Annotated in this window: 19 protein-coding genes and 1 riboswitch; of the genes, 11 read left to right on the forward strand and 8 right to left on the reverse strand. The window is 72.8% G+C overall.

Translation table 11 applies throughout. The features are described from left to right. Window positions 1–52: 52 nt before the first annotated feature. On the forward strand, window positions 53–568 hold the full coding sequence (locus ACTWJ8_RS23500; protein WP_443260188.1) for a DoxX family protein: 516 nt from the start codon (window positions 53–55) through the stop codon (window positions 566–568). Here ACTWJ8_RS23500 and ACTWJ8_RS23505 read toward each other — a convergent pair. Next, a complete protein-coding gene (locus tag ACTWJ8_RS23505; protein WP_356376008.1) occupies window positions 558–749 on the reverse strand; it encodes a hypothetical protein in 192 nt (63 codons plus the stop codon). The genes ACTWJ8_RS23500 and ACTWJ8_RS23505 overlap by 11 nt on opposite strands. Beyond that, a complete protein-coding gene (locus ACTWJ8_RS23510) occupies window positions 739–2,067 on the reverse strand; it encodes a PspC domain-containing protein (protein ID WP_356374724.1) in 1,329 nt (442 codons plus the stop codon). Before ACTWJ8_RS23510 ends, ACTWJ8_RS23505 begins: the two co-directional genes overlap by 11 nt. 133 nt (window positions 2,068–2,200) lie before the next feature. On the opposite strand from ACTWJ8_RS23510, the gene ACTWJ8_RS23515 reads away from it, so the two are divergent. From ACTWJ8_RS23515 to ACTWJ8_RS23530, 4 genes are read left to right on the forward strand one after another with little or no spacing between them, the layout of a single operon-like run. Beyond that, window positions 2,201–3,535, forward strand: coding sequence for an ATP-binding protein (locus ACTWJ8_RS23515; protein WP_443260189.1), 1,335 nt, complete (start codon window positions 2,201–2,203; stop codon window positions 3,533–3,535). Then, window positions 3,532–4,215, forward strand: coding sequence for a response regulator transcription factor (locus tag ACTWJ8_RS23520; RefSeq protein ID WP_356374718.1), 684 nt, complete (start codon window positions 3,532–3,534; stop codon window positions 4,213–4,215). The genes ACTWJ8_RS23515 and ACTWJ8_RS23520 overlap by 4 nt, the downstream gene beginning before the upstream one ends. Window positions 4,216–4,259: 44 nt before the next feature. Continuing rightward, complete coding sequence (locus tag ACTWJ8_RS23525; RefSeq protein WP_443260190.1) at window positions 4,260–4,910, forward strand: LysE family translocator; 651 nt, start codon at window positions 4,260–4,262, stop codon at window positions 4,908–4,910. Continuing rightward, on the forward strand, window positions 4,910–5,794 hold the full coding sequence (locus ACTWJ8_RS23530; protein ID WP_356374715.1) for an alpha/beta fold hydrolase: 885 nt from the start codon (window positions 4,910–4,912) through the stop codon (window positions 5,792–5,794). Before ACTWJ8_RS23525 ends, ACTWJ8_RS23530 begins: the two co-directional genes overlap by 1 nt. 31 nt (window positions 5,795–5,825) lie before the next feature. Here the strand turns inward: ACTWJ8_RS23530 and ACTWJ8_RS23535 are convergent, their stop codons facing one another. Continuing rightward, window positions 5,826–6,863: a C40 family peptidase gene (locus ACTWJ8_RS23535; protein WP_356374712.1), complete on the reverse strand. Its 1,038-nt coding sequence runs from the start codon at window positions 6,861–6,863 to the stop codon at window positions 5,826–5,828. A 314-nt stretch (window positions 6,864–7,177) separates the two neighbouring features. On the opposite strand from ACTWJ8_RS23535, the gene ACTWJ8_RS23540 reads away from it, so the two are divergent. Then, the gene (locus tag ACTWJ8_RS23540) at window positions 7,178–7,531 is read left to right on the forward strand and encodes a hypothetical protein (protein ID WP_356374710.1); all 354 of its coding nucleotides are present in this window, start codon (window positions 7,178–7,180) and stop codon (window positions 7,529–7,531) included. Between the two features lie 56 nt (window positions 7,532–7,587). On the opposite strand, the gene ACTWJ8_RS23545 is transcribed toward ACTWJ8_RS23540, so the two are convergent. Beyond that, entirely contained in the window at window positions 7,588–8,775 is a 1,188-nt protein-coding gene (locus ACTWJ8_RS23545; protein WP_443260191.1) for an NlpC/P60 family protein, read from the reverse strand. A gap of 8 nt (window positions 8,776–8,783) precedes the next feature. Next, window positions 8,784–8,957, reverse strand: a riboswitch (cyclic di-AMP (ydaO/yuaA leader). 186 nt (window positions 8,958–9,143) lie between these two features. Here ACTWJ8_RS23545 and pcrA point away from each other — a divergent pair. Then, window positions 9,144–11,630 carry a DNA helicase PcrA gene (gene pcrA / locus ACTWJ8_RS23550; RefSeq protein WP_356374705.1) on the forward strand — a complete coding sequence of 829 codons (2,487 nt, stop codon included), beginning with the start codon at window positions 9,144–9,146 and terminating at the stop codon, window positions 11,628–11,630. Window positions 11,631–11,672: 42 nt separating this feature from the next. On the opposite strand, the gene ACTWJ8_RS23555 is transcribed toward pcrA, so the two are convergent. Both ACTWJ8_RS23555 and ACTWJ8_RS23560 read right to left on the reverse strand, forming a co-directional pair. Continuing rightward, window positions 11,673–13,304 carry a M23 family metallopeptidase gene (locus ACTWJ8_RS23555; RefSeq protein WP_443260192.1) on the reverse strand — a complete coding sequence of 544 codons (1,632 nt, stop codon included), beginning with the start codon at window positions 13,302–13,304 and terminating at the stop codon, window positions 11,673–11,675. 208 nt (window positions 13,305–13,512) lie between these two features. Then, the gene (locus tag ACTWJ8_RS23560) at window positions 13,513–14,433 is read right to left on the reverse strand and encodes a lipase family alpha/beta hydrolase (protein ID WP_443260193.1); all 921 of its coding nucleotides are present in this window, start codon (window positions 14,431–14,433) and stop codon (window positions 13,513–13,515) included. A gap of 410 nt (window positions 14,434–14,843) precedes the next feature. On the opposite strand from ACTWJ8_RS23560, the gene ACTWJ8_RS23565 reads away from it, so the two are divergent. Further along, complete coding sequence (locus ACTWJ8_RS23565; protein WP_356374696.1) at window positions 14,844–15,266, forward strand: cobalamin B12-binding domain-containing protein; 423 nt, start codon at window positions 14,844–14,846, stop codon at window positions 15,264–15,266. Between the two features lie 205 nt (window positions 15,267–15,471). On the opposite strand, the gene ACTWJ8_RS23570 is transcribed toward ACTWJ8_RS23565, so the two are convergent. Both ACTWJ8_RS23570 and ACTWJ8_RS23575 read right to left on the reverse strand, forming a co-directional pair. After that, the gene (locus ACTWJ8_RS23570; protein ID WP_443260194.1) at window positions 15,472–17,040 is read right to left on the reverse strand and encodes a DUF5691 domain-containing protein; all 1,569 of its coding nucleotides are present in this window, start codon (window positions 17,038–17,040) and stop codon (window positions 15,472–15,474) included. Window positions 17,041–17,084: 44 nt separating this feature from the next. Further along, on the reverse strand, window positions 17,085–18,488 hold the full coding sequence (locus ACTWJ8_RS23575; RefSeq protein ID WP_443260195.1) for an SWIM zinc finger family protein: 1,404 nt from the start codon (window positions 18,486–18,488) through the stop codon (window positions 17,085–17,087). A 178-nt stretch (window positions 18,489–18,666) separates the two neighbouring features. Between ACTWJ8_RS23575 and ACTWJ8_RS23580 the strand changes: the two genes are divergently transcribed. From ACTWJ8_RS23580 to ACTWJ8_RS23590, 3 genes are read left to right on the forward strand one after another with little or no spacing between them, the layout of a single operon-like run. Then, window positions 18,667–19,800, forward strand: a complete 1,134-nt coding sequence (locus ACTWJ8_RS23580) for an ATP-binding protein (protein WP_443260196.1) — start codon at window positions 18,667–18,669, stop codon at window positions 19,798–19,800. Beyond that, window positions 19,797–22,133, forward strand: a complete 2,337-nt coding sequence (locus ACTWJ8_RS23585; RefSeq protein ID WP_443260197.1) for a DUF5682 family protein — start codon at window positions 19,797–19,799, stop codon at window positions 22,131–22,133. The genes ACTWJ8_RS23580 and ACTWJ8_RS23585 overlap by 4 nt, the downstream gene beginning before the upstream one ends. Then, window positions 22,130–23,344, forward strand: a complete 1,215-nt coding sequence (locus tag ACTWJ8_RS23590) for a VWA domain-containing protein (protein WP_443260198.1) — start codon at window positions 22,130–22,132, stop codon at window positions 23,342–23,344. The genes ACTWJ8_RS23585 and ACTWJ8_RS23590 overlap by 4 nt, the downstream gene beginning before the upstream one ends. Window positions 23,345–23,359: the final 15 nt, after the last annotated feature.

A 23,359-nucleotide genomic window follows, 5' to 3' on the forward strand; every position in this document is an offset into this window, starting at 1 on the left:
TCGTACGTATGGTCTGGTAAAGACACCAGGCGCGAGAGGCGGCGGAGCGGCTATGGCGCACGGCATGCGATCCGACCTGACGACGAACTACGGCCCGCCCCGGAGCGACTGGCGGGCCACGGCCCAGCGGTACGCGCTCCTTCCGCTGCGCGTCTTCCTCGGCGTCACCTTCATCTACGCCTCCCTCGACAAGCTCACCGACAGCGCGTTCTTCAAGGCGAGCGGCGCCGGTTCGATCGGGGACCAGATGCGGGGCGTGCGGGACACCTCCGCGTTCCCGGAACTCGTCGACCTCGCGCTGAAGTCGCCGCCGGGGTTCGGCTACGCGATCGCGTTCGGCGAGCTGGCGGTCGGCATCGGCACCCTGCTCGGGGTCCTGGCGCGGCTCGCGGCGGTCGGCGGCGCGCTGATCTCGCTGAGCCTGTGGCTGACGGTGAGCTGGGCGACGACCCCGTACTACCTGGGCAACGACCTGGCGTATCTGATGGCGTGGCTGCCGCTGGTCCTCGCGGGGGCGGCGGTGTGGTCGGTGGACTCCTGGTGGCGCAGGCGGCGGCTCACCGCCTGATCAGGGTCAGTCGCCGCACCATCCCGACGACCGCCGCCAGGCAGAGGCCCCCGCACACCAGCGGCACCCCGACGAACCACGGGACGTGCCACTCGCCGAGCGCGTCCCCGAAGTAGACGACGGCCGTCGTCATCAGGACCAGGCCCGCGACCAGCCGACCCGGATGGAATTCACGCCGCACGGTCCACCTCCAGCTGTCCGAGCCCGACCTCGACGTGCAGCTCGATCGACACCTTGTCGTCCTTCGCCCCCGGAGGCGCCAGCGTCACCGTCTGCTGCTGGTCGGGGCGTACGTCCACGTCCCGCGACGGATCGTCCGGCAGCCGGATGTCCCCGACGCCCACCTCGGCCCGCAGCCGCACCGTGTCGTCGTCGGGCAGCACGATCCGCACCTTGCCCGCGCCCACCTCCACATGCGTGGCGAGGGTCTTCCCCTTCGCCACCGACACCTTGGACAGGTCGAGCGTGCCGACGCCGGAGCCCAGCTCGTAGTGCGGCCGCACGTCCGCGGCGCGGGCCGGGGTCCAGTCCGTGCGCGCCCAACTGGTGCTGATGTTCGCGGGCAGCGCGGCGGACGCCGTGAGCAGGCCCGCCGTGATCACCGCGAGGAGGATCGAGCCGACCCCGGTGCGGCCCCGGAAGGCGCTCACCGCGATGCCCAGGCCGAACACGGCGAGGGCGCAGGCCAGACCGGTCTGCAGGCTGTCGTTGAGGCTGCGCTCGTCCCACGTCACGCCGGTGCCGATGCCGCCCGCGAGCAGCGCCCCGAGGAACGTGAGGCCGCCGATGCCGCGCGGCCCCCGCGGCTGCGGCGACGCGGCGGCGCCCGCCGGGACGGGCCCGCGCCACGCGCCCTGCCGGGACGCCGTCGGGCGGGCGTCGGCGCCTGGCGGGCCCCAGAGGTAGCCGGTGCCGCCCACGTGCGTGCCGTCCTTCACGATCGGGTCGCGCCACCACGAAGGAGCGCGCGCGACGGGCGGCGCCTGCGCCTCGGGCGGCGCGTCCGCGACGGCCTGCGCGGCCACCGGGTCGGGGGCGGCGGCGCTGCGCGCCTGCGACCAGTAGCCGGCCCCGGCGAGCAGCAGCGCGAGGACGACGGCGAAGGTCAGCACGCCGCCGTTGTTCAGCATGGAGAGGAACACGCCGCAGCCGACCAGCGCGGTCACGATCGCCGCGAGCCCCGCTCCGTCGACCCGCCCCGTGAGGAGCTTGCGGAACTCGTTCTCGTCCTCGTCGTCGTACGGGGCGAACAGCCACGCGAAGCCGTAGAAGATCAGGCCGACGCCCCCGGTCACCGAGAGCACCGACAGGCCGATGCGGAAGATCACCGGGTCCATGTCGCAGTGCCGGCCGAGCCCGGCGCACACACCGCCCAGCGTCTTGTACCGCCGGTCCCTGCGGAAGCCGCGCAGCGGCCGCGACGCGGGCGCGCCCGCGGGGGGCGCCTCCGCGCTCGGCGCGTCCGCCGGGGGTGCGTCGTGAGGGGGCTGCTCCGTCATACGTACATCGTGACGGCCCGTGCCACTGCGCGGCAGTCGGGACAACCCTGGCCGAACCCTGAGATCGTCCCTGAGCCGGCCGCCGGCGCGGCGCCGGGCCGGAAGATCAGGGAAGTATCCGGGGCCGACCCTGATGCCACGCCCCGTACCGCGTGTGACGATCGGTGGCATGCCGGAAGCCGCGCCCGCCGCCCCCCTCGCCGAGGACCGTGACGACCCGCGGCCGCCGCGCAAGCTCTACCGCAGTGGCGACGGACGCTGGCTGGGCGGAGTGGCGCGGGGCCTCGCGGGGCATCTCGGGCTGCCGGTGATCTGGGTGCGGCTCGTCTTCGTGGGCCTGTTCATGGCGGACGGGCTCGGGGCGCTGCTGTACGCCGCGTTCTGGTTCTTCGTGCCGCTCGGCATCGGGGGCGTCGGCGCGGACCGGCCGCCGGTCCTCAGCACGGAGACCTCGCCGGACGGCCGCCGCAGGCTCGTGACGCGCAGACCGGACAAGGGCCAGATCCTCGCGCTGCTCCTGATGGTCGTCGTGGCGATGATCTTCGTGCAGAACGTGAACCTGACCGGCAACACCAAGGCGTACGTGATCCCCACCGTCCTGGTCGCCGCCGGTGTCGCCCTCGTGTGGCGGCAGGCCGACAACGCGCGCAGGGCGCGCTGGATGGAGGTCGGCCGCCGCAAGCGCACGCTCAGCCTGGCGCGCGCGGCGTCCGGGGTGCTGCTCGTCGGCGTCGGTGTCACCGGCATCTTCGTCACGCAGGGCTCCACCGAGCACATCGGCCCGATCCTCCAGGCGGCCCTCGCCGTCCTCGTCGGCATCGCGCTGCTCGCCGGCCCCTACCTGATCCGGATGACGCAGGACCTCTCCGAGGAGCGCCTGATGCGCATCCGCGCGCAGGAGCGGGCCGAGGTCGCCGCGCATGTGCACGACTCGGTGCTGCACACGCTCACCCTGATCCAGCGCAACGCGGAAAGCCCGGCCGAGGTGCGCCGCCTCGCCCGCGCCCAGGAACGCGACCTGCGCGCCTGGCTCTACAAGCCGGCCGCGGCGGAGAACCCGCAGGAGCCCGAGACGGTGGCCGAGGCGGTCAAGCGGAACGCGGCGGAGGTCGAGGACAAGCACGGCGTCCCGCTTGAGGTCGTCGTGGTCGGCGACTGCCCGCTCGACGAGAAGCTGGGCGCGCAGATGCAGGCCGCGAGGGAAGCGATGGTGAACGCCGCCAAGTACGGTGGCGGGGGCGGCGCCGTCCAGGTGTTCGCGGAGGTGGAGGGCGACGAAGTCTTCGTCTCCGTACGGGACCGGGGCCCCGGCTTCGACCTCGACTCCATCCCGCCCGACCGCATGGGCGTAAGAGAATCGATCATCGGCCGGATGGAGCGCAACGGCGGGACGGCCCGGCTGCGGGCGGTGCCGGACGGCGGCACCGAGGTCGAACTGACCATGAAGAGGGCGGAAGGGACGTCATGACCGACGAGGCAGCTCAGACGCGACGGGTACGAGTGGTCCTGGTCGACGACCACCGGATGTTCCGCACCGGCGTCCAGGCGGAGATCGGCCGCACCGAGGAGACCGGCGTCGAGGTGGTCGGCGAGGCCGCCGACGTCGACCAGGCGATCACGGTGATCACAGCGACCCGCCCCGAGGTCGTCCTCCTGGACGTCCACCTCCCCGGCGGCGGAGGCGTGGAAGTGCTGCGCCGCAGCGCCGCGTTGATGGCCGACACCGAGAACCCGGTCCGCTTCCTCGCCCTGTCCGTCTCGGACGCGGCCGAGGACGTCATCGGCGTGATCAGGGGCGGCGCCCGCGGCTACGTCACGAAGACGATCACCGGCACCGACCTCGTCGACTCGATCTTCCGTGTCCAGGAGGGCGACGCGGTGTTCTCGCCGCGCCTCGCGGGCTTCGTCCTCGACGCGTTCGCCTCGACGGACGCGCCGCCGGTCGACGAGGACCTGGACCGCCTCACGCAGCGCGAGCGCGAGGTCCTGCGCCTCATCGCGCGCGGCTACGCGTACAAGGAGATCGCCAAGCAGCTCTTCATCTCCGTGAAGACGGTCGAGTCGCACGTCTCCGCGGTCCTGCGCAAGCTCCAGCTCTCCAACCGCCACGAGCTGACCCGGTGGGCGACGGCGCGGCGCCTGGTCTGAAAACCGCTTGGGCGGTCGGCGCCCGCTGTGCCTCAATGGACCTCATGATGTCCGCCGACCGTCTCCTCGCCTTCGCGGCGATGTCGCTGCTGCTCATCGTCATCCCGGGACCGAGCGTCCTCTTCGTCGTCGGCCGCGCCCTCGCCCAGGGCCGCCGCGCCGCGCTGACGACCGTCCTCGGCAACACGCTCGGGGCGTACGTCCTGGTGATCGCCGTCGCCCTCGGCATCGGCTCGCTCGTCGAGCGCTCGGTGGCGATCTTCATGACCCTGAAGCTGGTGGGCGCGGCGTATCTGGTCTACCTCGGCATCAAGGCGTTCCGTCAGCGCCGCTCCCTGCGCGCGGTGTTCGAGGACGAGCGGGGTGAGGCGGGCAGCGGCACCAGCACGTGGCGCACCCTCTGGGAGGGCTTCGCGGTGGGCGTGGCCAACCCCAAGACGATCGTGTTCTTCGCCGCGGTGCTGCCCCAGTTCGTCGACCGGGAGGCCGGGCACACGATGCTCCAAATGCTCCTGCTCGGCCTGGTGTTCAACATCATCGCGATCGCGTCCGACAGCCTCTGGGGCCTCGCCGCCTCCACGGCCCGCACCTGGTTCGCCCGCTCCCCGCGCCGCCTCGCGGCGGTCGGCGGCACGGGCGGCCTGGCGATGGTGGGCCTCGGCGTGACGGTGGCGGTGACGGGGCGGGCGGACTGATGCCGCTCGTGAACGTGTCGCCCGAGGTCTCGCTCGCGTACGACACCTTCGGGGATCCGGCCGACCCGGCGGTGCTGCTCGTGATGGGCTTCGGCGCGCAGCTGATCGCCTGGGACGAGGACTTCTGCGCGGCCCTCGCGGCGCGCGGCCGCCATGTGATCCGCTTCGACAACCGGGACTCGGGCCTGTCGACGAAGTTCGACGCCCACCCGGTGGACATGCCCCGGTTCATCGCCGCCGTGACGGCGGGCGACATCCCGTCCGCCGTGGCGATGGTCCCGTACCGCTTGCAGGACATGGCCGACGACGCCTTCGGCCTGCTCACCGCACTCGGCATCGAGCGGGCGCACGTCGTCGGGGCCTCCATGGGCGGCATGATCGCGCAGACGATGGCGATCTCCCGCCCGGACCGCGTCCGCACGCTGACCTCGATGATGTCGACGACGGGCGAGCCCGAGTACGGGCGGTCGTCGCCCGAGGCGCAGGCCGCGCTCTTCGCCCCGAAGCCCTCGGACCGCGAGGGCTACGTCGCGGCGGCCGACCGCTCCCTGCTGTGGGCGTCCAAGCGCTACGGGGACGCCGCCGAGCTCCGCGACCTGGCGGGGCGCAGCTACGACCGCGCGTACCACCCGGAGGGCGTCGGGCGGCAGCTCGGCGCGATGGTCCTCAGCGGCTCACGCGCCGACGCCCTGCGCGAACTCAAGGTGCCGACGCTCGTGATCCACGGTCTGGACGACACCCTGATCGACCCCAGCGGAGGCCGCCGCACCGCGGAGCTGATCCCGGACGCGGAGCTCCTGCTGCTGCCCGACATGGGGCACGACCGCCCCCGCGCCCTGTGGCCCCGACTGCTCGACGCGCTGGAGACCCACACCGACCGGTGAGACGACGGATCGCGGTGAAGGACCGGCGGGCTCACGCCACCCGCGTGGCGCCCGCGAAGGGCATTTCGTCGATCGGGGCGACGCGGACCGGGGCGCTCGGGTTCGGGGCGTGGATCATCTTGCCGCCGCCGATGTAGAGGCCCACGTGGCTGATCGAGGAGTAGAAGAAGACCAGGTCGCCGGGTTGCAGCTGGGACCTGGGGACGCGGCGGCCCGCGTCGATCTGGCTGTACGTGGTCCGGGGGATGGAGACGCCGGCCGCCTTGTACGCGGCCTGCGTGAGGCCCGAGCAGTCGAAGGCGGAGGGCCCCGTGGCGCCCCAGACGTAGGGCTTGCCGAGCGCGCCGTACGCGAAGGAGATCGCGGCCTGGGCGCGGGAGTTGGGGGCTTGAGCGAGGTCGGAGCGTTCGGCCGAGCGTGAGGCGTGCTCGCTCTGCGGTGCCGTGTCGCGTTCCGACGGGGTGAGGCGGGCGAGGAGGCGGCGGGCCTCCTCGAGTTTTCGCTTCACCTTCTTCTTGGCGTCCTCCAGCTCCGCCTTCTTCGCGCGCATCCCGTCGAGCGTGTCCTCGGCGTCGGCGCGCAGCTGGTCGATCTCGCGCAGTTCGTCCCGGACCCGGCCGACGGCGGCGGCCTGCCGCGCGCCGAGCCGCTCGGTGGCGGACGCCCTGTCGAGGTAAGTGTCGGGGGAGGAGGAGAGGAGGAGCTGGAGGGACGGGTCGAGGCCGCCGGTGCGGTACTCGGACGCGGCCACCGAGCCCAGCTTCGCGCGCTGCGCGTTGAGCGCCTCCGTGCGCCGCGACGCCTCGTCCTGGAGGGCGTCCACCTTCTTCCGCGCCCCGTCCGCCTGCTCCTTCGCGCCGTTGTACTTCTGGGTGGCGACCTCGGCCTCCTGGTAGAGCCGGTCGACCTTCGCACGCACCTGCTCGGGGCTGAGCCGTGGCTCCGCGTGCGCCGCGCCGCCGTCGAACGCGGTGGCGGTGGCCGCGGAGGCGAGGGCGAGGGTGGCCGCGGTGCGGGCCGTGCCGCCGCTGAGCGGGCGCGGACGGGGCTTGCGGTGTGCTGCCGGCACGAGGTCCTCCTTGGGCGGCCGGCCGAGTCGTACGGCCGCCTGTCGCGCGTCCGGCGGCGGCCCGCACAGGGGGAGCGGGTCGCCGCCGGACCTTTCTCGGCGGTGGTGTCCGACTGCCGCCCCTGGCCCGGGCGGCGGTGGGGAGCCGGTCACCTGAGGAAGGACGCTAAACCTCGGCGTAACGGGTTGGTGACGGATTGTTCGCAACTGGTCCGATTGTTGCGGATGATGATGGAGAGTGACCACAAGAGGGACGAGTCGGTGCCAAAGGGGTGCCCGTCGGAGGCCGCGGCTGCCCCGTTAGGCTCCGGGCCATGGACGTACTCATCCACCTCTTCGTCGGCCTGCACATCATCGGCATCGCCTCGCTGCTCGGCGGCTTCCTCACGCAGATGTCGGCGATGAAGGAGGGCGCGGCCCGCTTCAACAAGGCGATGCTGCACGGCGCCCTGACCATGCTGGTGACCGGCGTCGCCCTGGTCGGTCTCAACCAGGCGGACGGCAGCACCGTCAACAACATCAAGATCGGCGTGAAGCTCGCGATCCTGATCGTGATCCTCGGCATCGTCTATGTGAAGCGGGATGAGGAGAAGGCGGAGAAGGGCCTGTTCATCACGGTCGGCGCGCTCACCGTCGCCAACATCTTCATCGCGGTGCTCTGGACCTGAGCCACCGCGCACGTACGAAGGGCCCGGCAATCGCCGGGCCCTTTCGCGTACGGACGTCAGGCCGGCCGGACCACGCTGTGGATCGACGACGTGCCGTCGTAGTAGATCGACTCCTCGCGCACGACCGCGCCCGGCTTCGGCGCGTGGATCATCATGCCGTCGCCGAGGTAGAGGCCCACGTGGCTGATGTCGTCGTAGAAGAACACCAGGTCACCGGGTTGGATGTCGGAGAGCGGTACCGTCGTGCCGATCTCGACCTGGTCCCAGGTCGTCCGCGGCAGCGAGATCCCCGCCGACTTCCACGCGGCCTGCGTGAGCCCCGAGCAGTCGTACGAGTCCGGGCCCGTGGCACCCCACACGTACGGCTTGCCCTCCTGCGCCTTGGCGAACGCCAGCGCCTGCGCGGCCTTCGTGGCGTACGAGCCGTCGGACGAGGACCCGGAACCCGAGGACGAGCCGGAGGAGGAGCCCGAGGACTGCTCCTGCTCGCGCGCCTCCTCGGCCGCCTTCCGCTTCGCCTCCTCCGCGGCCTTCTGCTCGGCGGCCAGCTCGGCGGCCTTCTTGCGGGCCGCCTCCTCCTTCGCCTTCTCGATCGCGGCGAGCCGCGCCTTCTCCTCCGCGGTCAGTTTGGACAGCAGCTGCCGCGCGTCGGAGAGCTTCGTCTGCACGGTCTCCTTCGTGGACCGCAGCTCGGCCTGCGAATCGGTGAGGTCCTCGAGGCTCGACTGCGCCTCGGTGCGCTTCTTCGCCGTCTCGCGCGTCTGCTTCTGATAGTCGTCGATCGACTTCTTCTGCTCGTCGGTCAGCCGGTTCATCAGCTGGCGCTGCGAGAAGTAGTCCTCGGGGTCGTCCGCGAGGAACATCGTCGCCGTGTCGCTGACCCCGCCCGAGCGGTACTGCTCGGCGGCGTACCTGCCGAGCTTCTGGCGGGCCTCGTTCATCTGGTCGGTGCGCCGCGCGACGTCGTCGAGGAGCCGGTCGACCTGCTGCTTCTTGGCGGCGGTCCGCTCCTTGGCGCCGTTGTACTTCTGCGTGGCGACCTCGGCCTGCCGGTACAGGGTGTCGACCTGCTTCTTGACCTCTTCGAGGCGCGGCTTCGACGACGGCTGCTCGGGCGCGGCCTGCGCCGTCTGGGAGAGCAGCGCCACGGAGGTGAGCGCGGCGGTCGTGATGCCGACCGCCGGGGTCGTTCTGAGGCCGCCGGTCATCCGGGACCGGCTGCGGGGCTTGCGGTGCGACGCCACGGCAGGCGACTCCTTCCGTCGTCCGCCTACCGGGTTAGCTGTCGGGTTCGGGCGTGGTGCGTGGAAGGTTGCCCTACGGTCGACCACCCCGTGCTGCCGGGCGGTGCGACCGATTCACCCCAAGGTCGGTTGGGTCCCCGGTTCCCTGCCTCTCGGCGTACGGGACTCGGCGGGGGCTGCCCGTTCGCCGCGACGTCCGCGGGCGGGGGGACGGGCTGCCCGGCTGCACCGTAGCCAACTCGTGTGGCTGCTGTGAAGGTTGATGTTCGATATGCCCGATACATTTTCGTGATCTGCGCCGCTCGGTTTCGGTGAGGTTCCGAAGGGAGCCGCGGGTTGTCAGTGGGGCGGCCTAGACTCGTAGAGCGATGAGCAGCCTCTTTGACGACAGCTTCCTGACCGGCCTCCAGAAGGGCGCGCCCGGCTCCCCGAGCGGTGAGCAGGAGCCTCCGCCGCCGCCCCCGGACCCCGAGTACGACGACGGGGCCCCGGAGCCGATGCCGGACGGGCTGTTCGGCGCGCCTTCCGAGCGGGACGCGTACTACCGGGACGGTGCCCCGCGCCCGGTCCTCGACTCGGCGACCCTCCTGGAGGGGCTGAACGAGAACCAGCAGGCGGCCGTGGTGCACGGCGGCACCCCGCTGCTCATCGTCGCGGGCGCCGGATCCGGCAAGACCCGCGTCCTCACGCACCGCATCGCGTACCTGCTCGCCGAGCGCGGCGTGCACCCCGGCCAGATCCTCGCGATCACGTTCACGAACAAGGCCGCGGGCGAGATGAAGGAGCGCGTCGAGGACCTGGTGGGCCCGCGGGCGAACGCGATGTGGGTCTCCACCTTCCACAGCGCCTGCGTCCGCATCCTGCGCCGCGAGTCGAAGAAGCTCGGCTTCACGTCCTCCTTCTCGATCTACGACGCCGCCGACAGCAAGCGGCTCATGGCGCTCGTCTGCCGCGACCTGGACCTCGACCCGAAGAAGTTCCCGCCGAAGTCCTTCAGCGCCAAGATCAGCAACCTCAAGAACGAGCTGATCGACGAGGAGGACTTCGCCGCGACGGCCGCCGACGGCTTCGAGAAGACCCTCGCCCAGGCCTACGCGATGTACCAGGCCCGCCTGCGCGAGGCGAACGCGCTGGACTTCGACGACCTGATCATGACGACGGTGAACCTGCTGCGCGCGTTCCCCGACGTCGCCGAGCACTACCGCCGCCGCTTCCGCCACGTCCTCGTCGACGAGTACCAGGACACGAACCACGCGCAGTACGCCCTGGTGCGCGAGCTCGTCGGCCCCACCGAGGGAGAGGACGCCGACCCGGCCGAGCTGTGCGTCGTCGGTGACGCGGACCAGTCGATCTACGCGTTCCGCGGCGCCACGATCCGCAACATCCTCGACTTCGAGGACGACTACCCGAACGCGAAGACGATCCTCCTGGAGCAGAACTACCGCTCCACGCAGACGATCCTCAGCGCGGCGAACGCGGTGATCGAGCGCAACGAGTCGCGCCGCCCCAAGAACCTGTGGACGAACGAGGGGCCCGGAGCCCAGATCACGGGCTACGTCGCGGACACCGAGCACGACGAGGCGCAGTTCATCGCCGACGAGATCGACCGCCTCACCGACGCGGGCGACGCGCAGGCCGGCGACGTCGCGGTCTTCTACCGGACGAACGCGCAGTCCCGTGTCTTCGAAGAGATCTTCATCCGCACCGGACTGCCCTACAAGGTCGTCGGCGGCGTCCGCTTCTACGAGCGCAAGGAGGTCAGGGACGTCCTGGCCTACCTGCGCGTCCTCTCCAACCCCGAGGACTCCGTCCCGCTGCGCCGCATCCTGAACGTGCCGAAGCGTGGCATCGGCGACCGCGCCGAAGCGATGATCGACGCCCTCTCCCAGCGCGAGAAGATCTCCTTCCCGCAGGCGCTGCGCCGCGTCGACGAGGCGTACGGCATGGCGGCCCGCTCGGCGAACGCCGTGAAGCGGTTCAACACGCTGATGGAGGACCTCCGCACGATCGTCGAGTCCGGCGCGGGCCCCGCGACGATCCTGGAGGCCGTCCTGGAGCGCACCGGCTATCTCGCCGAACTCCAGGCCTCCACCGACCCGCAGGACGAGACCCGTATCGAGAACCTTCAGGAACTCGCCGCCGTGGCCCTGGAGTTCGAGCAGGAGGCGGGCGAGGAGGGCGAGTCAGAGACGGGCGGCGGCGGACTCTCGGACTTCCTGGAGCGCGTCGCCCTCGTCGCCGACTCCGACCAGATCCCGGACGAGGAGGAGGACGGCGGCGGCGTCATCACGCTGATGACCCTGCACACCGCCAAGGGCCTCGAGTTCCCCGTCGTCTTCCTGACCGGCCTGGAGGACGGCGTGTTCCCGCACATGCGCTCCCTCGGCCAGACCAAGGAGCTGGAGGAGGAGCGCCGCCTCGCGTACGTGGGCATCACGCGCGCCCGGCAGCGCCTCTACCTGACGCGCGCCTCCATGCGCAGCGCCTGGGGCCAGCCCTCGTACAACCCGCCGTCCCGGTTCCTCGAGGAGATCCCGGCCGCGCACCTGGACTGGAAGCGCACCGGCCCCTCGACGCCCGCGGCGTCCACCAAGAGCATCGGCGGCGGCATCGCGGCCTCGCTGTCGTCCTCGCGCTCCCGCACGGGTTCGACGCCGGCGTTCGCGACCAGCCGGGCGAACTCCAAGCCGGTGGTCTCCCTCGGCGTCGGCGACCGCGTCACACACGACCAGTTCGGACTCGGCACGGTCGTCGGCGTGTCGGGCACGGGGGACAAGGCGGAGGCGACCATCGACTTCGGCGACCCGAAGCCGAAGCGGCTGCTGCTGCGGTACGCGCCGGTCGAGAAGCTGTAGCCGGCCGCGTCCCGCGGGGGACGGGGGAGCGGGGCGGCTCGCTCAGTTCGGGTTGAGGCCGTGGCTGCGCAGCCACGGCAGCGGGTCGATCGCCGCGCCGCCGCCCGGCCGCACCTCGAAGTGCAGGTGCGGTCCCGTCGAGTTGCCGGAGTTCCCTGACCGGGCGATCACGTCACCGGCCTTCACCGGGCCGCTCATCACGGTGTGCGACGACAGGTGGCAGTACCAGGTCTCGGTGCCGTCCTTGGCGGTGACGATGGCCATGTTCCCGTACGCGCTGTTCCACTGCGTCTTCACGGTGCCGTCCGTCGCGGCCATCACCGGGGTCCCGTACGAGACGGGGAAGTCGATGCCGGAGTGCTGGGACATCCAGTTGACGCCGGCCTGACCGAAGAAGGCGCTCAGGCCGTGCTGCTTCACCGGCAGCACGAACTTGGGCCGCATCGCCTCCTTGCGCGCGGCCTCCTCGGCGGCCTGCTTCCGCGCCGCCTCCTGCTTCGCCTTCAGGTCGATGCGCTCCTGCGTGCGGCTCGCCCGGTCGGCGAAGTCGCCCGCGTCGGCGGACAGGTCCTTGAGCTGCGTGTCCAGCTTGTTGTTGGCGACGGACGGCTTGATGGGCTGCGCGTCCGCGGCGGCCGCGGCCTGCGTCTCCTTGTCGTCGTCCCCGCCGCCGACGCTCGCCGCGGCGATCCCGGCGACGCCGACCACACAGACCGACGGCACGACGACGGTGACCAGCGCGGACCGCTTCGCGGCGGGGCGCCGACGGGCGGCGCGGCCACGCGAACCGCCGCCGCCCCGCGCGGCGCGGCGGGTGCCGGGCTGCGGGGTGAGGGCGGCGGGGGCCGGGTCCGGGTCGGGGGCGACGGGCGGCTCGTCGGCCGGTTCCTCGACGACCGGCTCCGCCTCCGCGGCCGGTTCGGCGGCGTTCCACTGCGTGGCGTCGTACGCGCCCGTGTCGTACGGGGTCGTACCGAAGACCGGGGCCTCGAACGTGTGGGTGAAGCCCTGGGGGTCGTGCTCGCCGGGCGTGTCGGCGGCGCTGAACGCGTGGGCGTCGAGGCCGTGCGTCTCGAACTGCTGGGTCTCGAGGTGCTGGGTGTCGAACTGCTGCGTGTCGAGGCCGGGGAACTCGAAGCTCTGGGTCTCGAAGGCCTGCGCGTCGTAGGACGGCGCCGGCGCGGGGAAGGACTGTGTGTCGCCCGGGAAGGACTGTGTGTCGGCCGGGAACGACTGCGTCTCGAAGGACTGCGTGTCGAAGGCGTGGGCCTCGAAAGTCTGCGTTTCGAAGGTCTGGGCCTCGAAGGTCTGCGTCGCGTACGCCGAGGTGTCCCACTGGCCCGTGCTGTGCTGCTCGGCCATCGGCGAGGGCTGCTGCGCGGGGATGTCGGCCGCGTGCTCGTACGCTCCGGTCGCCCAGGCGCCGGTCGTGTCGTAGGAACCGGTGTCGTAGGAACCGGTGTCGTAGGAACCGCCGTCGTAGTACGGGGCGGCGTAGGCGGCCGCGTACTGCTGCTGGTGGGGGTCCGTGGGCCACTGGCCGGTCGCGTGCGAGCCGGGTTCGTAGGGGTCGTCGCCCAGGTCTCCGAAGAGCGGGTCGGCTGCGAAGCTGGTCGCGGAGTAACCGTCGTACGACGCATAGGGCGCGTTCCCCGACGGGTTGCGGTCGTTCACCAACTTCTCTTTCGCCTCGACAACAGGGGCTGCCAGAGCAGTGCGGTGACTGTACCCGTCGGTACGAGGGCACGACAATCTTCGTCAGGTTTCCCGGCCCGGGGAAACGGGCAATCAGCCGCCTTTGGGTGGACTGTGGACGGTTCCTTGGCCCTGAGTTCGAGATCCGTTCGACGTCAGGGCCGGTCCGGAGGCCGTCCGGAGGGTGTCAGGCCACGGTCAGGCCGCCGTTGGACTTGTCGGTGGGGCGTGTCCCGTTCGCCGCGTCGTCGGAGTCGAGCGCCTGCCGGATGCCCGTCGCGACCGCCGGGTGGACCGGGAGCGCGAGATGGCCGATGCCCGTGACCCGCACGTTCTGCACCAGCAGGTCCTCGTGGTCCACGCAGGCCGTCTCCAGCGGCAGCATCAACTGGTCGAGATCGCTCCAGAAGCTCACGAAGCGGGTACGACACCCGGACGCGGGCCGCTTCAGCTCCTCGACGACCGAGGAACCGGGCCGCATCTGACGGACGATCGGGTGCGCGTCCGCGAGCGGCGCCACGCTGGTGCCGCCGTGCGGGGTGCCGAGCGTGACGAGCGTGCGCACCCGGCGGTCGCCGCCGAGCCGCTGCACGTAATAACGGGCGATCAGGCCGCCCAGGCTGTGCCCCACGATGTCGATCGTGTCCCGGCCCGTCCGCTCGCACAGCTCCTCCACGTGCCGGGCGAGCAGTGCGGCGGCCGCCCGGATGTCGCAGGTGAGGGGGGAGTAGTTGAGCGACTCGACGTGCTGCCTGCCGTGCTGGGCGAGGGAGCGGCGGAGCAGGACGAAGACGGAGCGGTTGTCGATGAAGCCGTGCAGCAGGAGGACCGGGGGTTTCGCGGGGGCGGGCAGGAGCGGTGCGTCCGCTGCCACGTCCACGTGGGCGGTGGCCTCGGCCGCCGGGCGCGGCTGGGAGGAGGGATGGCGGGGCAGCGCCAACGGCTGCCTGCGCTCCGGGAGGATGCCCGAGGGATAGAGGAGCAGGTGACCCGCGAGGATCGCCAGCTCCAGGGCGGTCGCCTTCAGCAGGGCGACGGAGAATCCGGCCAGTCTCGTGGGCAACAGGTGGCAGAGGGGGCGAAAGGGCAGGGTCTTCGTGACCTTCATCGGTCAACCTCCCGTCGGCACACGGGGAGGACGTCCCTGTCCCCCGTGTGCGCTCATGGGAGCCGGACGAGGCGGTCCCGCGGCCCACCGGCAGGCCGTACGCCCCGTCGGGCCGAACGGCAGCCGGAAGCACCGTGCCACCGTGCCGTGCGGCTGTCGGCGCGGTGGCGCGACCTCGAAGCGGCTCCCTCGCGCCTGTCCCGGATGTGGCGGTCTCGCCCGCCTGTGGCAGTCGCGGCGCGCAGCGAATGTGTCCCACCGTGTGATTTCCCCCTCGGTACGCACCGCGAAACGGCTGCTTGCGGGATGCTGTCGATAACGTTCGTTCACTTCGTTCGTTCACTTCGGGCATCAGTCTTTTGAACAGTCGCTTCAACTTTTGCTTGAGCAGTCGTTTCAGGGAGGCAGTGATGGGTGTGGCAGCCGGTCCGATCCGCGTGGTCGTCGCGAAGCCGGGACTCGACGGCCACGATCGCGGGGCCAAGGTGATCGCGCGGGCGTTGCGCGACGCGGGGATGGAGGTCATCTACACGGGGCTGCATCAGACGCCCGAGCAGATCGTGGACACCGCCATCCAGGAGGACGCCGACGCGATCGGTCTCTCCATCCTGTCCGGCGCGCACAACACGCTCTTCGCGCGCGTCATCGAGCTGCTCGTGGAGCGCGATGCGGCGGACATCAAGGTCTTCGGCGGGGGGATCATCCCCGAGGGGGACATTCCGCCGCTGAAGGAGAAGGGTGTGGCGGAGATCTTCACTCCCGGGGCGACGACGGCGTCCATCGTGGAGTGGGTCCGGGCGAACGTCCGCCAACCGGCTGCCTCCGGCGGCTGACCGGAAGCGTTCCGGCGGCTGACCGGAAGCGTTCCGGCGGGCCGGACGTTCGGCCCGCGCCGGGGCGCCGCAACGTCTGCGGGTAGCCGTCACAGCCTTGGGCAATCTGCCTCCCCCAGACTCCGTCCGGGGGGACCCGCAGGGCGGCAGGGTGGGCAAGGCGGCGCCCGGTGCCGCGCAATCAGGCGTGGGGCCCCGGCCGCGGTCAGACGGGGTTGAGCTCGGCCCGCATGGTCCGCCGGAGGCGGAGCGTGGAGGTGAGGCGTTGGAACGCCTCGGTCCAGTAGGCGCCCGCCCCGGGCGCCGAACCCTCCGGGTCCTCCACCGCCGCCGCGAGCCCGTCGAGCCGCTCCACCTCCTCCGGATCAAGACACCGCTCCGCGAGCCCCATCACCCCACTGAAACTCCACGGGTAACTCCCCGCGTCCCGCGCGATGTTCAACGCGTCGACCACCGACCGCCCGAGCGACCGCGCCCACGGCGCCCCGCACACCCCCAGCAACTGGAACGCCTCGGACAACCCGTGCGCGGCGATGAACTCCGCCACCCACTCCGCCCGTTCCGCCCCCGGCAGCGCCGCGAGCAGCTTCGCCCGCTCGGCGAGCGACACCGCCCCGGGACCCGCCGCCTCCGGCGCGGTCGGCGCCCCGAGCAGCGCCCGCGACCAGCCGATGTCCCGCTGCCGCACCGCCGCCCTGCACCACGCCGCGTGCAGCTCGCCGCGCCAGTCGTCGGCCACCGGCAGCGCCACTATCTCCTCCGGACTGCGCCCGCCGAACCGGTCCGGCCACCGCCCCAGCGGCGCTGCCTCCACCAACTGGCCGAGCCACCAAGCCCGTTCGCCCCGGCCCGTCGGCGACTTCGCCACGACCCCGTCGCGCTCCATCCCCGCGTCGCACTCGTGCGGCGCCTCCACGACGATCACCCCGTCGGCACGGTCGAGCGCCACACAGCTCAGCGCCCGGTCCGCCATCCGCGCGGCGAGCGCCGAACGGGGCAGCGCCGAGAGCAGCTCGGCCGCCGTCGCCCGCACGTTCTTGCTGCGGTCGGTCAGCGCCTGCTCGAGGAACGGCTCGTCCGCGTCGCCGAGCCCCGTCCGCAGAGAGTCGAGGAACATCAGCCGGTCCTCCGCCCGCTCCGTCCCCCACGTCCCGGCCAGCAACTCCCGCGCCGCCACCGGATCGTGCGCCCGCAGCGCGGCGAGCAGCGCCACCCGCTCCGCGAACAGGCCCTCCTCCCACCGCTGCCGTATCCGCTCGTCCTCCTTGGGCACCGGCAGCGCCGCCCCGGCCCCCGGCGCGGCGCGCAGCGCGAACTTCCAGTCCGGGTTGAGCCGGGCCAGCCACCGGGCTCGCGGCCCCGCGAACGTGAGCGCCTGCGGCCGCAGATCGGTACGGCCGCGCGCCGCGTCGAGCAGCGCCGGCAGCAGCTCGGGCGGCGCCGCGTACCCGTGCGCGTTGGCCGTCGCCAGCCACTGCGGAAGGAGTTCGAGCAGGTCGGGGGCGGTGCCGCGGCGCGAACCCCCGCCGCCGGAACGGTCCGCGAGCAGCATGGAGAGCCGCTGCCGCGCCGCTGTCGGCAGCGGTGGACGCGGGTCGTCGTCGGCGCGCTCGGGCGGAGCGGCCGCCGCGCCGGGGCGCAGCCCGGCCCTGCGCCTGACGGTCTGCACGGCGGCCTCGTCGAGCAGGGCGAGCGGGGCGCGGTCCGAGCGGCGCTCGGTGCCGAGCAGGGCGGCGCTGACCAGGTCGTCCCAGGTCGCGGTCGGTGTCGTCATGGGTCCTCTCCGTGGTGCGCGGGGTGTCGGCTCGGTGGGTGGTGTCAGCACAGGGATATGACCTCTCCCGGTTCGTCCGCCCACGTGGTGAGCGGGCGGAAGCCGGTCGGGCCGCATTCGCCGAAGACCGTGACGGGCGAGCCCCCGGAGACGGCGACCAGGCGCCACAGTCCGGGCGACTTCGCCGCGTGGTCGGTGAGCGGGAGCGCCGACTTGCCCTCGGCGTCCGCCAGTTGCCAGCCGCCGCTGTCCGGATCGCGCGTCGGTATGACGTCGGCGAGCGTCACCGGCCAGGACTCCAGCCACGGGTCGGCCGCGAGCGCCGTGCCGTAGGCGGCGAGACCGGTGGTGACGTCGACCCCCTGGGGGCGCGTGCCGCTGAGGGCGGCGAGCGGTTCCGCCGCGAACTGTTCGCCCAGCTCCGCCCGGAGCGTCCCCGCCCCCGGGTACGCCGCCACCTCGGCGTCGAGCGCCCGGCCGGTCGGCAGGGCCAGCGACGGGGCCCGGCCCGCCGCCCCGTAGGAGAGGAGCAGCACGGTGCGCTCGCTCTGGGCGCCGTACAGCCAGGCCCGGCGTGTGGTCAGGTGGCCGTCAGCCGTGTCGTACTGGGAGAGGACCAGCCAGCGGTCGCGTATCGGCGGCTCGCGGTCCTGCGCGGTCAGGCCCACGCGGGAACGCACGGTCGCCGCGAGGTCGTCGGGCAGCGCGTCGCGGTGCAGCCAGCCCTGGTCCAGGAGGTGGAGCAGCGCGCACGCCTCAAGGAGTCGTACCGGCCAGCCCGGCCCCGACGCCGGGATCGCCCCCAACTCTCGTGCCCGCGCGGCGAGTCCGGGGGCCTGCGCGTCGACCATCCGCGCGGCCGTCTCCTCCCACAGCCGGTATCCCGACTGCTCCGCCTGCGCGAGACCGCCGCGCAGCAGGTCGGCGAGGCGCTGCTCCAACTCCGAGGCCCCCGCGGTGATCCGCTGGGCGCGCCGCTCGGCCCTGCGCCGCGCCGCCTCCGGATCCGCCGGGGTCGCGCCGACCTCTCCCGGCGCCGCGGCCGTCTGTCGGGTCTCCGCCTTCTTCCGCCGGCCCGCGAGCCACGGCTCCGCCCACTCCGGCGGCGACTGGCCGTCCGGGACCTGCTCCTCGCCGCCCGCCCACAGCAGCAGCAGTCCGAGCGCGTGCTTGCACGGGAACTTGCGGCTCGGACAACTGCATTTGTACGCGGGCCCCGCGCCCGCCGCGCCCCCGCCCGTGTCCACGATCGTCTGGTACGGCTTGCTGCCGCTGCCCTTGCACAGCCCCCACACCGCCCCCTCGTCCGAATCTCCCGCACCCGCGGAGCTCCCGGTCCCCGACCACGGGCCCGGCGCCCCCAGCTTGCTTCCCGCCTTGCGTGACGAAGCGTCAGGCGCCAGCGCGAGCACCTGATCCGCCGTCCAGCGAACCCCCTGCTGATTCATGTCGTCGACGGTAGGTCCCGCCACTGACAATCCCGCCGGATGCGGCCCTGACCTGCGGCGATGGCGTCGCCGATGTCGATTGTCAGTGGCGTGGTGCACGGTGGAACCCATCACGCGACGAGAGCGGTCGAGGGCTCGTCGTGATGGTTCGTGTTGGGCGAGTTGGAGGGGGACAGCCATGACCATTTCCGTCGAGAGCCAGACCGGGCAGGGGGTCGGGAGCCCGGCCGCGGACGAGGCGCTGCGGCCGCATGCCGAGGACGCGTTCGCGGAGGAACTCGCGGCGCTCGCCGCGCAGGACGACCGGCCGCGCCCGGCCCGCTGGCGGATGTCGCCGTGGGCGGTCGCGACCTATCTGCTCGGCGGCACGCTGCCCGACGGCACGGTGATCTCGCCGAAGTACGTGGGCCCGCGGCGCATCGTAGAGGTCGCGGTGACGACGCTCGCGACCGACCGGGCGCTGCTGCTGCTCGGCGTGCCCGGCACCGCCAAGACCTGGGTGTCCGAGCACCTCGCGGCGGCCGTGAGCGGGGACTCGACGCTGCTCGTGCAGGGCACGGCGGGGACGCCCGAGGAGGCCATCCGCTACGGCTGGAACTACGCGCAGCTGCTGGCCAACGGGCCGAGCAGGGACGCGCTCGTGCCGAGCCCCGTCATGCGGGCGATGTCGGAGGGGATGACCGCGCGCATGGAAGAGCTGACGCGCATCCCGGCCGACGTGCAGGACACGCTGATCACGATCCTGTCCGAGAAGACGCTGCCGATACCGGAGTTGGGGCAGGAGGTGCAGGCCGTGCGCGGCTTCAACCTCATCGCCACGGCCAACGACAGGGACCGCGGGGTCAACGATCTGTCGAGCGCGCTGCGCCGCCGCTTCAACACGGTCGTGCTGCCGCTGCCGGCGAGCGTGGAGGCGGAGGTCGACATCGTCTCGCGCCGCGTCGAACAGGTCGGCCGCTCCCTGGAGTTGCCGAGCGCGCCCGACGGCATGGACGAGATCCGCCGCGTCGTCACCGTCTTCCGCGAGCTGCGCGACGGCGTGACGGCCGACGGGCGGACGAAGGTGAAGTCGCCCAGCGGCACCCTGTCGACCGCCGAGGCGATCTCCGTCGTCACCAACGGGCTGGCGCTCTCCGCCCACTTCGGGGACGGCGTGCTGCGCCCGTCCGACGTGGCCGCCGGAATCCTCGGCGCCGTCGTGCGGGACCCGGCGGCGGACCGTGTCGTCTGGCAGGAGTACCTGGAGGCCGTGGTGCGCGAGCGCGACGGCTGGAAGGACTTCTACCGGGCCTGCCGAGAGGTGAGCGCATGACGACATCGGCCACCGGGCCCGCGCTGCTCGGCGTGCGGCATCACGGCCCCGGCTCCGCGCGCGCCGTGCGCACCGCGCTCGACGCCGCCGAGCCCCGCGTCGTCCTGATCGAGGGCCCGCCCGAGGCCGACGCCCTGGTGCCGCTCGCCGCGGAGGAGGGCATGCGGCCGCCGGTCGCGCTGCTCGCGCACGTCGTGGACGAGCCGGGGAGGTCGGCGTTCTGGCCGTTCGCCGAGTTCTCGCCCGAATGGGTCGCGATCCAGTGGGCGTTGGCGCGCGGCGTGCCGGTCCGCTTCATCGATCTGCCGGCCGCGCACAGCCTGGCGCTGCGGGCCGAGGAGGACGGCGGCGACCGGGAGGAGGAGCCGGGGGAGGGGGACGCCGTGCGCGTCGACCCGCTGCGGGTCCTCGCCGAGACCGCCGGGTACGACGACGCGGAGCGCTGGTGGGAGGACGTCGTCGAGCACCGCGACGGCGACGCCTTCGCCGCGCTCGGCGAGGCGATGGGCGCGCTGCGGGAGACGTGCGGGGACGGCGGCCACCAGCGCGACGTGCCGCGCGAGGCGTACATGCGGCTGCAAGTACGGGCGGCGCAGCGCGAGTTCGGGGACGACGTGGCCGTGGTGTGCGGGGCGTGGCACGTGCCCGCGCTCCGGCAGAAGACGACGGTCACGGCCGACCGCGCGCTGCTCAAGGGGCTGCCGAAGGCGAAGGTCGACATGACGTGGGTGCCGTGGACGCACCGGCGCCTGGCCCGCGCCAGCGGCTACGGGGCGGGGATCGACTCGCCCGGCTGGTACGGGCACCTGTTCAGCGTGCCCGACCGGCCGGTGGAGCGCTGGCTGACGAAGGTCGCCGGGCTGCTCCGCGAGGAGGACCGCATCGTGTCCTCCGCCCATGTCATCGAGGCCGTACGGCTCGCGGAGACGCTGGCCGTGATGCGCGGCAGGCCGCTCGCCGGGCTCACCGAGACCACCGACGCGGTGCGGGCGGTGCTGTGCGAGGGCTCGGACGTTCCGCTGGCGCTCATCCACGACAAGCTGGTCGTGGGCGACGTGCTGGGGGAGGTGCCCGAGGCGGCGCCCGCGGTGCCGTTGCAGCGGGACCTCACGCGGCAGCAGCGTTCGCTGCGGCTCAAGCCGGCCGCGGCGGAGAAGGAGCTGGACCTCGACCTGCGGGGCGACACCGACGCCGCGCGCAGCAGACTGCTGCACCGGCTGCGGCTCCTGGGCGTGGCCTGGGGCGAGCCGGCGAGGGCGGCGCGCGGCTCCACCGGCACGTTCCGCGAGTCGTGGCGGCTGCGCTGGGAGCCGGAGCTGTCCGTGCGGGTCGCCGAGGCCGGGGTGTGGGGCACGACCGTGCACGCCGCCGCGACCGCGAAGGCGGAGGCCGACGCGATCTCCGCGCCCGCGCTCGCCGACGTCACGGCGCTCGCCGAACTCTGCCTGCGCGCGGGGCTCTCGGACGCGCTGCCGACGGTGATGCGGGTGCTCGCCGACCGGGCCGCGCTCGACGCGGACGTCGGACACCTCGCGGGGGCGCTGCCCGCGCTGGTCCGCGCGCTGCGCTACGGCGACGTGCGCGGCACCGACACCGGGGCGCTCGCCGAGGTCGCGGCGGGCCTCGCCGAGCGGGTCTTCGTCGGGCTTCCCCCGGCGTGCGTGGGGCTCGACGCGGACGCGGCCGAGGAGATGCGCGGGCATGTCGACGCGGTGCACTCGGCCGTCGCGCTCCTGGAGGACGCCGGGGTGCGCGAGCGGTGGCGCGGCGTGCTGCGGGTGCTCGCCGAACGGGACGGCGTGGCGGGCGTCGTCCGGGGCCGGTGCGCGCGGGTCCTCCTCGACGAGGGCGTGCTCGACGAGGACGACGCGGCCCGCCTGATGAGCCTCGCCCTCTCGCCCGGCACCGCGCCGGCCGACGCGGCGGCGTGGATCGAGGGATTCGTGGGAGGCGGCTCCGGCGGCGGGCTCCTCCTCGTGCACGACGAGCGGCTCCTGGGGTTGGTCGACGCGTGGCTGACGGGGGTGTCGGGGGACGCGTTCACCGATGTGCTGCCGCTGCTGCGGCGCACGTTCTCGGCGTACGAGCCGGGGGTGCGGCGGACGTTGGGCGAGCTCGTCGGGCGCGGCCCGTCGGCGACCGGCAGGTCCCCGCTCGGCGGCGCCGCCCCGCGCGGCTTCGCCGAGGACCTGGACACGGACCGGGCGGACGCGGTCCTCCCGGTGCTGAACCTCCTGCTCGGCACCACCGGCCCTGACCGCATCACCGGCACGGGCGACACCACCGGCACCGGCGACACACACGGCAAAGACCTTGAGGGGGCGGTGGCATGAACGGCACCACGCGCGGCGGGGACACCACGAGCGCCGCGGACGAGCGCTTGCGGCGATGGCGGCTGGTGCTCGGCGGGGAGGACGCCGACGGCACCGGGTGCGGCCTCACCGGCCAGGACGCGGCGATGGACGGCGCGCTCGCCGCGCTCTACGGCTCCGGCGGCGGCAGACAACAGCCCGGCGGCAGCCGCAGCGCGGGGCTCGGCGCGTCCGCCCCCAGCGTGGCCCGCTGGCTCGGCGACATCCGGACCTACTTCCCGTCCTCCGTCGTCCAGGTCATGCAGCGCGACGCCATCGACCGGCTCGGCCTGTCCACGATGCTGCTCGAGCCGGAGATGCTGGAGGCCGTCGACGCGGACGTGCACCTCGTCGGCACCCTGCTCTCGCTCAACAAGGCGATGCCCGAGACGACGAAGGAGACGGCGCGCGCCGTCGTGCGCAAGGTCGTCGAGGACCTGGAGAAGAAGCTCGCCACGCGCACCCGGGCCACCCTCACCGGCGCCCTCGACCGCAGCGCCCGCATCCAGCGGCCCCGCCACCGCGACATCGACTGGCACCGCACGATCGCGGCCAACCTCAAGCACTACCTGCCCGAGTACCGCACGGTCGTGCCCGAGCGGCTGATCGGCTACGGCAGGGCGGCGCAGTCGGTGAAGAAGGAAGTGATCCTCTGCATCGACCAGTCGGGCTCGATGGCGGCGTCGGTCGTCTACGCCTCCGTGTTCGGCGCGGTGCTCGCCTCGATGCGTTCGATCCAGACCAGACTCGTCGTCTTCGACACGGCCGTCGTGGATCTGACGGACCAGCTGGACGACCCGGTGGACGTCCTGTTCGGCACGCAGCTCGGCGGCGGCACGGACATCAACAGGGCGCTCGCGTACTGCCAGTCGCAGATCACCCGGCCCGCCGAGACCGTCGTCGTGCTCATCTCCGACCTCTACGAAGGAGGCATTCGCAACGAGATGCTGAAGCGGGTGGCCGCGATGAAGGCGTCGGGCGTGCAGTTCGTGACGCTGCTCGCGCTGTCCGACGAGGGGGCGCCCGCCTACGACCGGGAACACGCGGCGGCGCTCGCCGGACTGGGCGCGCCGGCGTTCGCCTGCACCCCGGATCTGTTCCCCGACGTCATGGCCGCGGCCATCGAGAAGAGGCCCTTGCCGATACCGGACGCGGCATCGGAAAAGGGTGCAGCCGCCGCGAACCGGATATGAGTACCCATCGGTAAC

Origin of the sequence: Streptomyces sp. SDT5-1 (genome assembly GCF_052245995.1) — a bacterium.
GTDB lineage: Bacteria > Actinomycetota > Actinomycetes > Streptomycetales > Streptomycetaceae > Streptomyces.